The sequence below is a fragment of the Duncaniella sp. B8 genome, from assembly GCF_005304985.1.
Classification (GTDB): domain Bacteria; phylum Bacteroidota; class Bacteroidia; order Bacteroidales; family Muribaculaceae; genus Duncaniella; species Duncaniella muris.
The window spans coordinates 2,294,179-2,308,118 of record NZ_CP040121.1 but is presented as its reverse complement, the minus strand read 5'-3'; the positions used below and the strand labels follow the sequence as shown (position 1 = coordinate 2,308,118).

The following is a 13,940-nucleotide window of genomic DNA, read 5'->3' as shown; positions in this document are numbered from 1 at the left end:
CAACCTCTAAGGCTCCGCCAATTCAAGATTCTTCCATAAAAGGACCACTACTACTAAAAAACGTGTCAAAAAAATGACTCAGAACAGCAACCCGTTTCCCGAAGGATATCCATACAATCCCGCATCCGCCCGGCCGGAAGCGGCTCCATCGCCTCAGGCACCAGAAACAGACGACAGCTCTTTCAACCTGCATGACTTCTTCATTCTCTGCCTGAACAAATGGAAATGGTTCGTAATTTCCATTATAATCTTCCTCGGTCTTGGAGTGCTCTACATAATGAGCACTCCCGAAACCTACACCCGGACAGCCTCCGTTATGATCAACGAAGACACCGAATCCGGAAGTCAGGGAGTGGCAAGCGCACTCAGCGACATCGGCCTCTTCCAGAGTTCGGCAAACGTCAACAACGAGATGCTCGCCTTCCAGTCGCCGGCCATAATCGCCGATGTGATCCAGAGACTCGGCCTGCAGACTGACTACATCTACCGCCATAATCTGAAAAACATAACACTCTATGGCGACTCCTGCCCTGTGTCCGTCGATTTTCTGTCTATCCCCTCAAAACAATCGGCATCAATGGAACTCGACATCCGTGACGACGGAAAGATCGACATTTCAAAAATGATGCTCAACGGAGTCGAATGTGACCCTTCCGAAATGACGGTCAATATCGGTGACACTGTGGCCACCTCATTCGGTCCTATCACAATCAATCCTGGTCCCGCTTACGCCAAAAGATTCGGAAACACGATCAAAATCTTCCGCTACAGCATCTCTGACGCTATCGAAGCCTACAAAGCCAGGCTCTCGGAAAACCTCGCCGATGACAATTCCACAGTCATTGACTTCACGATCAAAGACGTCAGCATCCAGCGTGCCGACGATTTTCTCAACACCCTCATAGACATCTACAATGAAAAATGGGTCGACGACAAAGCCAAAATGGCCAAATCGACCTCCAGGTTCATAGCCGAGCGTCTGCGCGTCATCGAACAGGAACTCGGAAACGTCGACAGCGACATAGCCGACTTCAAAGGCGAACATCTCGTGCCCGACGTAGCGGCAGCTTCGGCCATGTATATGGAAGACGCCAATGAGAACACCAAACAGCAGATGCAGGTGTCCACTCAGATCGCCATTTCAAAGTTCATCCTTGACTATATCAAGAATCCCGACACAAATGGCCAGCTCGTCCCCGCAAACGCCGGACTTGAAAATCCAGGCATCGAGGCGCAGATCAATGAATTCAACCAGCTGCAACTCGAACGCGACAAACTTTCAAACTCAACAGGCGATACCAACCCTCTGCTCCAGGACTATGACAAGAACCTACGCAGCATGCGCAGCGCGCTCGTCTCATCGCTCACCAACCAGGAGCGCGCTCTTCAGACCCAGCTCAACTCTCTGATCAGAAGCGACAGAGCCACAAGCCGGAAAATAGCCTCATCGCCCGGACAGGCCAAATATCTCCTGTCCGTAGAACGCCAGCAGAAAGTCAAGGAAGCCCTCTATCTCTATCTGCTCCAGAAGAGAGAAGAAAACGAGCTCACACTGGCATTCACGCCCTACAACACCCGCATCATCACACCACCGATGGGCTCCAACCGCCCAACCGCACCAATCTCGCGCAACATTCTCCTCATCTGCTTCGCGCTCGGCATCCTGATTCCAGGCTTCATTCTGTTCATTGACGAAAGCATGAACAGCCGTCTGCGCAACCGCGGTGACCTTGAAGGCATCCGCACTCCTTTGATCGGCGAGATTCCGGAATCTTCTGACAGCAACACCCTGCACGTACGCCGCTGGCGCCGCCGCTGGCGTGACATTCTCGGCAAAAACTCACAGATCGAAGAAGCCCCCTCGCTTCTCGTCCGCGATCACGGCCGCAGTATCATCGACGAATCATTCCGCATGGTGCGCGCCAACCTTGAGTTCATGACACGCAACAGTCAGAACCGCGTGATAATGGTCACCTCATTCAATCCCGGCTCAGGAAAATCATTCATCTCGCTCAACCTCGCGGCAGCTCTGGCTCTGAAAGAAAAAAATCGCAAGGTACTGATCATCGACCTCGACCTGCGTCGCGCCTCCGTCTCCCGTATCCTCCCGGACCACTCACGAGGCATCACTGACTACATTTCAGGAGCGACTGACAACTGCGACAAATACATCCAGCAGACCGAATGTCCGGGTCTCTACCTGCTCCCCGTAGGCACCATTCCCCCCAACCCCTCGGAACTGCTCTACTCCGACCGGCTGAAACAGCTGATCGAAAAATACCGTCAGGAGTATGACTATATATTCCTTGACTGTCCGCCGGCCGAACTCGTGGCCGATGCATCGATCATCGCTCCGCTCGCTGACATCACCATCTTCATTCTGCGCGCAGGCCTGCTGGACCGCCGCATGATCCCGGAAATCGACCGAATCTATGACTCGCGCCGCTATCACAATTTCATGGTGATCCTTAACGGCACTCTGACATCCGGCGCCCCCTATAACCGCGCCTCTTATTACTCGGCCTATGATAAAAAATCCTGATCATACGGGCTTAGCCGATAACATCGGATTGATAACCGCCCAATGATCAACCGCAATATCGGAATCCGTCCGGCTTGCAAAAATTTATTTGCAAGTCAGACGGATTCTTTTTAACTTTGCACCCGAAATCAAAAAGTGGACAAATTTGGCTGCTTGCAACCACTTCAAAAAATGCTAAAACTGCACCTCTTTCAACCGCATTTACGCCCCTGCCTCCAAAGCATTGCAGCAGAACGCTGAAAGAGACTGTCACCATCAATCAGAGGATTGACTTTTGAGCATAAACGAATCCGGCACCGGAATGCCGCCGGGCATTCACTTACACCGGATGAAAATGTTGAAGCAGCCGCGTCTTATCCACGCAACAAAAGCTGTTTTCGACATTTTATTTTTTTACCAGTTTCAAAATATGAAAACTTATCTCTTCACCTCCGAATCAGTTTCGGAAGGCCATCCCGACAAAGTCGCAGACCAGATTTCCGATGCCATACTCGACGAGTTTCTCGCCCGTGACCCCAAGTCAAAAGTAGCATGCGAGACCCTCGTCACCACCGGCCAGGTTGTAATAGCAGGCGAAGTCAAAAGCGAAGCCTATATAGACCTCATGGAAGTGACCCGCGATGTGATCCGCAACATCGGCTACAACCGCAGCGCCCTCAAATTCGATGGCGAAGCCTGCGGAGTGCTCTCAGCCCTTCACGAACAGAGCGCCGACATCAACCGCGGAGTAGAGCGCAGCGAACTTGAAGCACAGGGCGCAGGTGACCAGGGCATGATGTTCGGCTATGCCTGCAACGAGACTCTCGACTACATGCCTCTCACCATCGACCTCTCCCACCGTCTCCTCCGCGAGCTTGCCGACATTCGCCGCGAGGAAAAAGAAATGACTCACATCAAACGCGGCCGTCAGCACACCTATCTGCGCCCCGACTCAAAAAGCCAGGTAACGGTCGAATATGACGAAAACAACCGCCCCCTCCGCGTCGACACCATAGTCATCTCCACCCAGCACGACGAATTCATCCAACCGATTGAAGACACCGACGCAGCCCGCGCTGCCGCTGACCGAGCCATGCAGGAGAGAATTACCGACGATGTCCGCAACATACTCATTCCCCGCGTCAAGGCCAAGCTCCGTCCGGAAGAAGCCGCTCTGATCGGCGACGATGTCAAGCTCCTTGTCAACCCCACTGGAAAATTCGTCATCGGAGGTCCCCACGGAGATACCGGTCTGACCGGCCGCAAAATCATAGTCGATACCTACGGAGGCCACGGAGCACACGGCGGTGGAGCATTCTCAGGCAAAGACCCCTCCAAGGTAGACCGCTCGGCAGCCTATGCCGCCCGCCACATAGCAAAGAACCTTGTGGCCGCAGGAGTTGCTGACCGTGTCCTCGTGCAGGTTGCCTACGCCATCGGCGAAGCCAAGCCTGTCAGCCTCTGCATCAACACCTACGGCACAGCCAAGGTAAAACTCTCCGACACCGAGATCGCAGCCATAGTGACAGAGATGCCATGCTTCGACATGACCCCCTATGCCATCGAAAAGCGATTCGGACTGCGCAACCCTATCTATCGCGAGACCGCAAGCTACGGCCACATGGGACGCCAGCCGATGACTGTCACAAAGACATTCCACTCAAAATACGAAAAGCCGTTCACACGCACCGTCGAACTCTTCACATGGGAGAAACTCGATGCCGTTCCGGCCGTAAAAAAAGCCTTCGGAATTGATTGAACATTCGACATCTGTATTTCAGCCGGATCTTCGCCGGAATACTGACTGACTACATTAGCCATAACATTTAAGCCTCATGGGAAACAGACGTCACAGACTCTTGTTTTCCATGAGGCTTATTAAATTTTCATGAGGCTTATCAAGAGGTTGTTTTTAAACAACCTCTTAATTCGAGAACCTTCCCTGGCTCTGTTATTCCTTTATACCATAAGCAAGATCGCCTGCATCGCCCAGACCGGGCACTATGTAGGAATGCTCGTTGATCACATCGTCAATCGCACCTACCCACAGAGTTGTCTTATCAGCCGGGAAAGTCTCGCGCACATAATCGACAGCCTTTTTCGAGGCAATGATGGAAGCCACATGCACATGAGCCGGTTCACCCTTGGTGAGCAGAGCGCGATAGCTTAACTCCATCGAAGCACCGGTGGCAAGCATCGGATCAGCGATTATCAGAGTCTTTCCGTCGAGCTTCGGAGAAGCGATATATTCAATAAACACATCGAAATTTTCCTTCTCGCGATACTTTCTGTAGGCCGACACGAAAGCATTCTGAGCATGATCAAAATAATCAAGAAAACCTTTGTGAAACGGAATTCCCGCACGGAAAATCGTTGCGAGAACCACCTGCTCGTCGAGAATCTGGCATGGAGCTACCGCCAGCGGTGTAGTGACATCGACTGTCTTGTAGCGCATACGCTTCGAAATCTCGAAAGCCATGATCTCGCCTATACGCTCAAGGTTGCGGCGGAAACGCAACATATCATTCTGCACATTGACATCGCGCAATTCGCTCATATACTGGCTGACCAGCGAAGGCTGATCAGCAAAATTGATTACTTCCATGATATTCTGATTAACTTTTTTAATTTATTGACAGGAGATTGCCCAAAGCCTCCTTGGAGGTCGTCAAGAAACAATCTTTTAATGTAAGACTTATAAGGCACCTATATATTATAAACACAAAATTACAGAGAATTCCTGTCACAGACAAGAACACAAGGTGTATTTGGTGCCCCCGGCTATATTATATTCCTCGCTTCGGCAAGCTGGTTGTGGAGCAGATTTGTGAACTGGTAGTTTTTCAATCCCCAGCGCGGATAGATAAGCAAGTCGGACGGAGACTGCGACACAAAACGCTCCACCGCAATATCCTTGCGCAGCCGGTCAAGTATCCTGACGCATAGACTGATATACTCCTCTGCCGTAAAACGGGGTATGTCATACAGCCCCGCTTCGACGTCTGAAGCCATTCTGGTGCCTCTGACCAGTTGAAGCTGATGGAATTTTACAGTGTCGACAGGCAGCTCATTGATGCGGTCGACAGTTTCAAGCATCGTCGCCTCATCTTCACCCGGAAGACCCATGATCAGATGCAGCCCGCACGGAAGTCCTGCTGCGTGAGTGCGGTTGACAGCATCAACAGTGTCGGCCCATGTGTGACAACGGTTCACCAGTTCAAGAGTGCGGTCACATGCGCTTTCCGCTCCATATTCCACCATCACCCATTCCCGAAGCCCGGCAAGACGGTCGAGAAGATCCTGAGGCATACAGTCAGGACGGGTACCGATGATCAGCCCCGCCACACCGTCCACATCAAGTGCCTCACGATAGAGAGCCATCAGCCGGTCGATATCATCTGAATGCGTATTGGTGTATGCCTGGAAATAGGCCAGATATTTCATCTGAGGATACTTCCGGGCAAAAAACTCCTTGCCGCGTTCGAGCTGCTCCCTGACGCTCAGCGAAGGGCGGCAGTAATCGGGATTGAATGACTGATTGTTGCAATAGGTGCATCCGCCACGGCCCTTGCTTCCGTCGCGGTTCGGACAGGTAAAACCGGCATTGACAGTGATTTTCTGGACTTTCCCGTCAAAATGCCCTCTCAGAAAATCTGAAAAATCCCTGTAAGGCTTCATAGGCGAGAGGCTCGGTTCATCAGACAGGCATCAAGGATAACAATAGCCGCCATCGCTTCTACTACCGGCACTGCGCGAGGCACCACACAGGGATCATGGCGTCCCCTTCCTTTGATCACGATCTCGTTTCCATCACGGTCAACCGTGCAGACATCCTGCATAAGAGTGGCCACGGGTTTGAAAGCCACACGGAAAGTTATGTCCTGGCCGTTTGAAATTCCGCCCTGAATGCCTCCCGAATGGTTGGTAAGAGTAGATATCTCGCCGTCTGGTCCGGCAACAAAGCGATCAAGCACTTCACTGCCCCGAAGCTCTACGCCACGGAATCCCATACCGTATTCAAAGCCCTTGGTCGCATTTATGCTCATCATAGCCTCGGCAAGACGCGCGCCAAGACGCCCGAACACAGGATCACCGATACCGACAGGCACACCGCTGACCACACAGTCGACCACACCGCCTATCGTGTCACCTTCGCTTTTCACCTTCAGTATCAGCGCCTCCATCTCGGCAGCCATCTCAGGATCCGGACACCTTACAGGATTGCTTTCAGCTACAGACAGATCCATACCGCCGTAATCCTTGTCAAGGACAAGCGGACCCACCTGAGAAGTATAGGCCCGGACCGTTATGCCCCACTGCTCCAAAGCCTGCCGCGCAAAAGCTCCGGCCACAACCCTTGTGGCAGTCTCACGCGCGCTTGACCGGCCGCCTCCGCGATGATCGCGAAGACCATATTTGGCTGTATATGTAAAATCGGCATGCGACGGGCGGAACGCGTCTTTCAAATGATCATAGTCATTCGAATGCTGGTTCTCATTGCGGATAATGAAACCGATCGGACTGCCGGTAGTGCGTCCCTCGAACAGCCCGGAAAGAATCTCCACCGTGTCGCTCTCTTTCCTGGCTGTAGTGACAGCCGACTGCCCCGGTTTGCGGCGGTCAAGCTCATGCTGCACCTTTTCAAGGTCTATTTCAACCCCTGCGGGCATACCGTCGATGACACCGCCGATGGCGGCACCGTGACTTTCACCGAATCCGGTGAAAGTAAATATCTTTCCGATTGTATTCATAGTCTGTCATTGTCCTGGCGCACTCCTCATTCCGCCGTAGAAAGCCACAGGGACTGCGCAACATTATTATTCATTTATATATTATCACTCCTTGCTCTCTGCCACGTCAGCCACCGAGGCCCTGCAGAAATCAATCAGTGCCTGTGGGCTGATTCTGAGCTGAAGACCGCGCTGGCCGGCAGAGACATAGATGGCCTGAAAATCAAGAGCCGTCTGATGGAAAAACACAGGAAAAGGCTTCTTCATACCGACAGGCGAACACCCACCGCGGATATAGCCCGTAAGCGGCAACAGTTCTTTCATCGGAATCATCTCCGCCTTCTTAGCCCCGGCGGCTTTCGCGGCCTTCTTCAGATCCACCTCCATGTTTCCGGGAATCACGCAGACAAAATAGCCACAGCGGTCACCGTGGAGCACCAGAGTTTTAAACACCGAGTTTATATCCTCGCCAAGCTCTTCGGCCACATGTTCGGCCGCGAGATTGTCAGGATCCACCTTATAAGGAATCAGTTCATATTCAACCTTAGCCTTGTCAAGCAGTCGCGCTGCATTTGTTTTCGACACTTTATCCACAGTAAATTCAGTTTTAGAGAGTGTTCGACAATAAGAAAACAAAATTAATCCATTTTAAGATCAAAACCAAATCGGGCTGCCACGGCGGCTGAAAAATCTTCATCACCCCGAACGGCTCCTAAAAAAGGGGCTTCGGAAAAATTCAACCGGAAGAAGCGGTAATTAGACAAATTTAACACTAAATCGAGGTTTTGGCCCATATTCACGCCCTTATTTCAGTCTGATCAAGCAGGTTAATTGCAAGATATTTGTTAACTTTGCAAACTGAAACCAAATAAGCTGCAAAAACGAAGATATAACTATCAAGCTGAAAATAGAAACAATTTATGAATCCAATCAAAAAAACCATCGCGCTGCCTGACGGTCGCACCATCACCCTGGAGACCGGCAAACTTGCAAAGCAGGCCGATGGAGCGGTAGAACTGCGCATGGGCAACACTATGCTCCTTGCGACAGTAGTAACGGCCAAAGAGGCCGGAGAGGGCGTAGATTTCATGCCCCTCCAAGTTGAGTATAAAGAAAAATTCTCCTCTAACGGACGTTTCCCCGGCGGCTTCCTCAAGCGTGAAGGCCGCGCAAGCGACTACGAGATCCTGACATCGCGTCTGGTTGACCGTGTGCTCCGCCCACTTTTCCCTGACAATTACCACGCCGACACTTTCGTACAGGTTACAATGTATTCTTCCGACGGTGTCGACATGCCCGACGCTCTTGCCGGCCTCGCCGCTTCGGCAGCCATCGCAGTGAGCGACATACCCTTCAACGGTCCTATCTCGGAAGTCCGAGTGGCCCGTGTAAACGGCGAATTCGTAATCGACCCCACTTTCGAACAGCTTGAGAAAGCCGACATGGAGCTCATGGTCGGTGCCACCTATGACAACATCATGATGGTGGAAGGCGAAATGAACGAAGTATCAGAAGCAGATCTTCTCGCAGCGCTCCGCGCCGCCCATGACGCCATCAAGGTTCAGTGCAAGGCCCAGATGGAACTTGCCGAGGAAGTTGGTTCGACCGTAAAACGCGAATATTGCCACGAGACCAATGACGAAGATCTCCGCAAGGACGTACATGACAAGTGCTACGACAAGGCATATGCAGTGGCCAAGGCCGGCTGCGCCGACAAGCACTGGCGTCAGGAAAGCTTCGAAAAGATCTGCGAAGAATATCTCGAATCACTCCCCGAAGAAGAACGCGATGAAAAGACCGCTATGGTCAAGCGCTACTACCACGATGTGGAAAAAGAAGCCATGCGCCGCTGCGTTCTTGACGAAGGCATCCGTCTCGATGGCCGCAAGACCACCGAGATCCGCCCGATCTGGTGTGAGGTAGACTATCTGCCCGGACCTCACGGATCAGCCGTGTTCACCCGTGGCGAGACCCAGTCGCTCGCCACAGTAACCCTCGGAACCAAGCTCGACGAGAAGATCCTCGACGACGTTCTCAACCAGGGCCGCGAACGCTTCCTCCTCCACTATAACTTCCCGCCCTTCTCCACCGGCGAAGCCCGTCCGGTGCGTGGCGTAGGCCGTCGTGAAGTAGGCCACGGCAATCTCGCCCACCGTGCTCTCAAGCGCATGTTCCCCGATGATTTCCCCTATGTATGCCGCATTGTCAGCGACATCCTCGAATCAAACGGATCATCGTCAATGGCAACTGTCTGCGCAGGCACCCTCTCGCTGCTCGACGCAGGTGTGAAGATGAAACGCCCTGTCAGCGGTATCGCTATGGGTCTCATCTCTGACGGAACAAAATATGCAGTCCTCTCTGACATTCTCGGTGACGAAGACCACCTCGGCGACATGGACTTCAAAGTGACCGGTACCCGCGAAGGTATCACCGCCACCCAGATGGACATCAAGTGCGACGGCCTGAGCTACGAAATCCTTGAAAAGGCCCTCAACCAGGCCAAGGAAGGACGTCTGCACATCCTCGACAAGATCGAAGAGACAATCCCCGCAGCCCGCGAGGACTACAAGGCACACGTGCCCCGCATCGTCACCATGCTCATCCCCAAAGAGCTTATCGGTGCAGTGATCGGCCCCGGCGGAAAGATCATCCAGGGAATCCAGGAAGCAAGCGGCGCAACCGTAAGCATCGACGAAATCCCCGACGGAGGCTACATCGAAGTCGCTGCCTCTAACAAGGCTTCGATCGACAAGGCTCTCGATATGATCAACGCTATCGTCGAACTCCCCGAAGAGGGAAAGGTTTACCACGGCAAAGTGCGTTCTATCCTTGACTTCGGCGCATTCGTTGAATTCATGCCCAACCGCGACGGTCTGCTCCACATCTCGGAAATCTCATGGGACCGCCTCGAAAACATGGAAGCCGCTGGCCTCAAGGAAGGCGACGAGCTCGAAGTGAAACTCATCGAGATCGACAAGAAGACCGGCAAATACCGCCTGTCAATGCGCGCGCTCCAGCCCAAACCCGAAGGCTACGTAGAGCGTGAACGCGCACCCCGTGGCGAACGCGGACTGCGCCGCGAAGGCGACCGTCCCCGTCGTGACGGAGATCGCGGTCCACGCCGTGACGGCGACCGTGGCCCACGCCGCGAAAACAATGGCGGCAACCACGGCGCACCCCGTAACTAAGACCTGAAAAGTGCATTATAGCATCTTAAATCCATCATATAGATTAAATTTGCACACTCTTAGTTAACCAACCTCCGATATTCATTACCATTGAATCAACGCCCCGGCGGGTTCCCCTTCACGGGAATCCGCCGGATTTATTTACCCGAACCACATGGCTGTAACCGCATCAACCAAACAAACCGAAAGGAATGTCCACATTATAGTCGCCGCCGGAAGCGGATCGCGCTACGGAGGCAATCTGCCCAAGCAATTCTGCCTGCTCGACGGCAGACCGCTGCTCATGACCACCCTCGAACGCCTCCACCGCCACACTCCAGACTGGGAACTGACAGTGGTGCTCAGCTGTGACATGACCGTAGAGTGGCAGGAAATGTGCCGGGAATATGGCTTCAGCCTGCCTCACAGCATTGTGACCGGCGGCCCGACCCGCGCCCACAGCGTCAGAAACGCCATCGAATCACTCGCCGTGGAATCATGCGGATTAATCAGTGTACATGACGCCGCGCGGCCTGTGGTAAGCAGTTCTCTCATCCGGAATCTTCTTGACGGACTTAACGGGGCAGACGGTGTGATTCCTGCCTGCCAGGTGACAGACTCCATACGTATCACCGCTCCTGACGGATCAAGCCGAGCCGTAGACCGCAAGCTCTATCGATCGGTGCAAACCCCTCAGATCTTCCCCGCCGCAAAGCTCTCGGAAGCCTACCGCCAGGAACTCCGGCCGGAATTCACTGACGATGCATCGGTAATGGAAGCCGCCGGATTCTGCAATCTGAGGCTAACGGCCGGCGATCCGCATAACATCAAAGTAACCAATCCCGGCGACATGGCTGTGGTCGAGCTCTATCTTTCGCTGTCCGACACATTATAAGTATAAGCTATTGTTGACACTCATGGACAGGCTGAGACATACCGACATAAAATTTCTGCGCGGAATGGGACCGAAACGCGCCGAGCTTCTCGACAAGAATCTCGGCATAAAGACGTTTCACGATCTTCTGTACCACTTCCCTACCCACTATATAGACCGTCGTTCCGTCTACCGCATCATCGACTTTGCCGGTGAAGACATGCCATCAATTCAGGTCAGAGGCCGCTTTGTCAGCTTCAATGTGCAGGGTGAAGGCGCCAAGATGCGCCTTGTGGGCCTTTTTTCCGACGGTTCAGGAGTGATGGAAGTGGTATGGTTCCAGCGCATAAAATCGCTCAGACAGCTCTATCACACCGCAACCGAGTATATTCTCTTCGGCAAGCCATCCAATTTCAATGGCCGCTGGAGCATGGTTCACCCTGAAGTCGACACTCCTGAAAACGCTTCGGCACAAGGAGGCTTCCGAGGTGTCTATCCGCTGACAGAGCAACTGCGCAACCGCGGTTTCTCATCGCGCACATTCGCCAACGCCGCCACAGAGATTCTGGCAGGGATACGCACTGTCACCGAGACGCTCACTCCGCAGATCATCACCCGCCACCGGCTCATGGGGCTACACGAAGCTCTCACCGCCATCCATTCTCCCCAGACACCGCAGCAACTCGAACAAGCCCGTTTCCGTCTGAAATTCGAAGAGCTTTTCTATCTTCAGCTTGACATTCAGCGCTACGCCCGGCGCCGCAACGGGGCCATCAAGGGCTTTCTGTTTCCCCGCATCGGACATTTTTTCAACACCTTCTACTCCAAGTTTCTGCCCTTCCCGCTTACCGGCGCGCAGAAACGTGTGATCAAAGAAATCCGCGCCGACATGGCCACCGGACGCCAGATGAACCGCCTGCTCCAGGGCGATGTAGGCTCCGGCAAGACCCTTGTGGCTCTGCTCTGCATGCTCATAGCCCTTGACAACGATGCCCAGGCCTGCCTGATGGCACCGACCGAAATTCTGGCCACACAGCATTTCGAGACCATCAGCTCAATGGTAGCTCCTATGGGCATAAACGTGAAACTGCTCACCGGATCTACCCGCAAGAAAGCGCGCGAGGAGATCCACTCCCAGCTCACCGACGGGTCTCTCCACATACTCATAGGCACCCATGCCGTGATCGAGGACAATGTGCGGTTCAAAAACCTCGGTTTCATTGTGATCGACGAGCAACACCGCTTCGGTGTGGCTCAGCGTGCACGGCTGTGGACCAAAAATGTCATCGCACCCCATGTGCTTGTGATGACGGCCACCCCGATTCCCCGCACCCTGGCCATGACCGTCTACGGCGATCTCGATGTCTCCGTGATCGACGAACTGCCTCCAGGCCGAAAGCCTGTACAGACTCTGCTACGCTATGAAGAAAACCGCTTTGCTACCTATCAGGGCATCGGACGACAACTGCGCCTCGGACGGCAGATCTATATAGTCTATCCGCTCATCAAAGAAAACGAGAAACTTGATCTGAAATCGCTTGAAGAGGGCTATGAGTCGATCTGCGACATCTTCCGCGATTATAAGGTTGCCTTCGTGCACGGGCAGATGAAACCGCAGGAAAAAGAGTATCAGATGGGGCTTTTCGCATCCGGAGAGGCCCATATACTTGTGGCTACAACCGTGATCGAAGTCGGTGTCAATGTCCCCAACGCCACCACGATGCTCATCGAGAACGCCGAGCGCTTCGGCCTTTCGCAACTTCACCAGCTCCGCGGCCGAGTGGGCCGTGGTGAAGGCCAGAGCTACTGCATACTGATGTCGAAACGCAAGATCGCCTCTGACACCCGCAAGCGTCTTGAACTCATGACATCTACCACCGACGGCTTTGCGATAGCCGAAGCCGACATGCAGATGCGAGGTCCCGGCGATATCGAAGGTACCATGCAGAGCGGAATGCCGATTGATCTTCACATAGCCAATCTTGCTACGGACGGGCAAATCGTGCAGCTTGCCCGCGACACGGCCTGCGAGATTCTTGACGCAGACCCCGAACTCGGCCACCCGGAAAACCGCCCCCTTATTGTAGAACTGGCCAATCTTACAACCCGCGTCCGCGACTGGTCGAGAATTTCCTGACCACTGCCGTACAAACTGACAACACCCTCTAACAGATCACCTGAAATAAGAGGTTGTTTAAAAACAATAGTTAAAATCTGAGCGAAAGTTTTGAGGTGGATATGGCTCTGAATCGAAGGAGCATAGCGAGCTATGTGACTGAGATGAAGAGTCATAGGCGCCCAAAACTTTCGCAGGCGGGGGTATTGTCTTTTTTCTTTCAGTAATTTCATGTTTGAGTATTTTTAAGTTACCTGAGCCTTGGTGTCTCTTTTGCTAAATTGTTGAAATTCGTCAGTCACATAGCTCGCTATGCTCCTTCCTCATTTGCAACAATTTATCTAAAAGATACACCACTCAGATTTTAACTATTGTTTTTAAACAACCTCTAAGCCCTCCCCTTGACGTTTTTTAAAGTCTTTTAGCGCACCTGACCACTTCAAAGCATGGTTTCAGTTGTTTTAATAGTGTAAGTAAAGATAAAGAAGCAACAACAAGCAGGAAAATCTAAATTTACATCCCTCGTCCTCTT

Annotated in this window: 10 protein-coding genes; 5 read left to right on the top strand and 5 right to left on the bottom strand. The window is 52.9% G+C overall.

Annotated elements, in window-relative coordinates; genetic code table 11:
• The first annotated feature begins 73 nt into the window (after positions 1–73).
• Together FDZ78_RS09845 and metK are read left to right on the top strand one after the other, a co-directional pair.
• Complete coding sequence (locus tag FDZ78_RS09845; RefSeq protein WP_137426198.1) at positions 74–2,542, top strand: polysaccharide biosynthesis tyrosine autokinase; 2,469 nt, start codon at positions 74–76, stop codon at positions 2,540–2,542.
• 409 nt (positions 2,543–2,951) lie between these two features.
• The gene (gene metK / locus FDZ78_RS09840; protein ID WP_136408485.1) at positions 2,952–4,280 is read left to right on the top strand and encodes a methionine adenosyltransferase; all 1,329 of its coding nucleotides are present in this window, start codon (positions 2,952–2,954) and stop codon (positions 4,278–4,280) included.
• A 192-nt stretch (positions 4,281–4,472) separates the two neighbouring features.
• On the opposite strand, the gene upp is transcribed toward metK, so the two are convergent.
• The 5 genes from upp to FDZ78_RS14655 form a co-directional block, all read right to left on the bottom strand.
• A complete protein-coding gene (upp, locus tag FDZ78_RS09835) occupies positions 4,473–5,126 on the bottom strand; it encodes a uracil phosphoribosyltransferase (protein WP_107032719.1) in 654 nt (217 codons plus the stop codon).
• A gap of 176 nt (positions 5,127–5,302) precedes the next feature.
• Positions 5,303–6,199, bottom strand: coding sequence for a TIGR01212 family radical SAM protein (locus FDZ78_RS09830; protein WP_136408484.1), 897 nt, complete (start codon positions 6,197–6,199; stop codon positions 5,303–5,305).
• Complete coding sequence (gene aroC, locus FDZ78_RS09825; RefSeq protein ID WP_107032717.1) at positions 6,196–7,272, bottom strand: chorismate synthase; 1,077 nt, start codon at positions 7,270–7,272, stop codon at positions 6,196–6,198. The genes FDZ78_RS09830 and aroC overlap by 4 nt, the downstream gene beginning before the upstream one ends.
• Before the next feature lie 84 nt (positions 7,273–7,356).
• Entirely contained in the window at positions 7,357–7,845 is a 489-nt protein-coding gene (ybaK, locus tag FDZ78_RS09820) for a Cys-tRNA(Pro) deacylase (protein WP_107032716.1), read from the bottom strand.
• Between the two features lie 44 nt (positions 7,846–7,889).
• Positions 7,890–8,045, bottom strand: a complete 156-nt coding sequence (locus tag FDZ78_RS14655) for a hypothetical protein (protein WP_168182025.1) — start codon at positions 8,043–8,045, stop codon at positions 7,890–7,892.
• A gap of 126 nt (positions 8,046–8,171) precedes the next feature.
• Between FDZ78_RS14655 and pnp the strand changes: the two genes are divergently transcribed.
• The 3 genes from pnp (at position 8,172) to recG (ending at position 13,429) form a co-directional block, all read left to right on the top strand.
• Positions 8,172–10,439: a polyribonucleotide nucleotidyltransferase gene (gene pnp / locus FDZ78_RS09815; protein ID WP_136408483.1), complete on the top strand. Its 2,268-nt coding sequence runs from the start codon at positions 8,172–8,174 to the stop codon at positions 10,437–10,439.
• Positions 10,440–10,593: 154 nt separating this feature from the next.
• Positions 10,594–11,313 (top strand): 2-C-methyl-D-erythritol 4-phosphate cytidylyltransferase, encoded by a 720-nt coding sequence (locus FDZ78_RS09810; protein ID WP_136408482.1) that lies wholly within the window; start codon positions 10,594–10,596, stop codon positions 11,311–11,313.
• Positions 11,314–11,335: 22 nt separating this feature from the next.
• Positions 11,336–13,429, top strand: a complete 2,094-nt coding sequence (gene recG / locus FDZ78_RS09805; protein ID WP_136408481.1) for an ATP-dependent DNA helicase RecG — start codon at positions 11,336–11,338, stop codon at positions 13,427–13,429.
• Positions 13,430–13,940: the final 511 nt, after the last annotated feature.

Excerpts from the sequence above, each read along its gene's own strand:
- upp (WP_107032719.1), bottom strand. The coding sequence starts at position 5,126 with ATGGAAGTAATCAATTTTGCTGATCAGCCTTCGCTGGTCAGCCAGTAT.
- FDZ78_RS09810 (WP_136408482.1), top strand. The coding sequence starts at position 10,594 with ATGGCTGTAACCGCATCAACCAAACAAACCGAAAGGAATGTCCACATT.
- recG (WP_136408481.1), top strand. The coding sequence starts at position 11,336 with ATGGACAGGCTGAGACATACCGACATAAAATTTCTGCGCGGAATGGGA.
- aroC (WP_107032717.1), bottom strand. The coding sequence starts at position 7,272 with ATGAATACAATCGGAAAGATATTTACTTTCACCGGATTCGGTGAAAGT.
- metK (WP_136408485.1), top strand. The coding sequence starts at position 2,952 with ATGAAAACTTATCTCTTCACCTCCGAATCAGTTTCGGAAGGCCATCCC.
- pnp (WP_136408483.1), top strand. The coding sequence starts at position 8,172 with ATGAATCCAATCAAAAAAACCATCGCGCTGCCTGACGGTCGCACCATC.
- FDZ78_RS14655 (WP_168182025.1), bottom strand. The coding sequence starts at position 8,045 with ATGGGCCAAAACCTCGATTTAGTGTTAAATTTGTCTAATTACCGCTTC.
- FDZ78_RS09830 (WP_136408484.1), bottom strand. The coding sequence starts at position 6,199 with ATGAAGCCTTACAGGGATTTTTCAGATTTTCTGAGAGGGCATTTTGAC.
- FDZ78_RS09845 (WP_137426198.1), top strand. The coding sequence starts at position 74 with ATGACTCAGAACAGCAACCCGTTTCCCGAAGGATATCCATACAATCCC.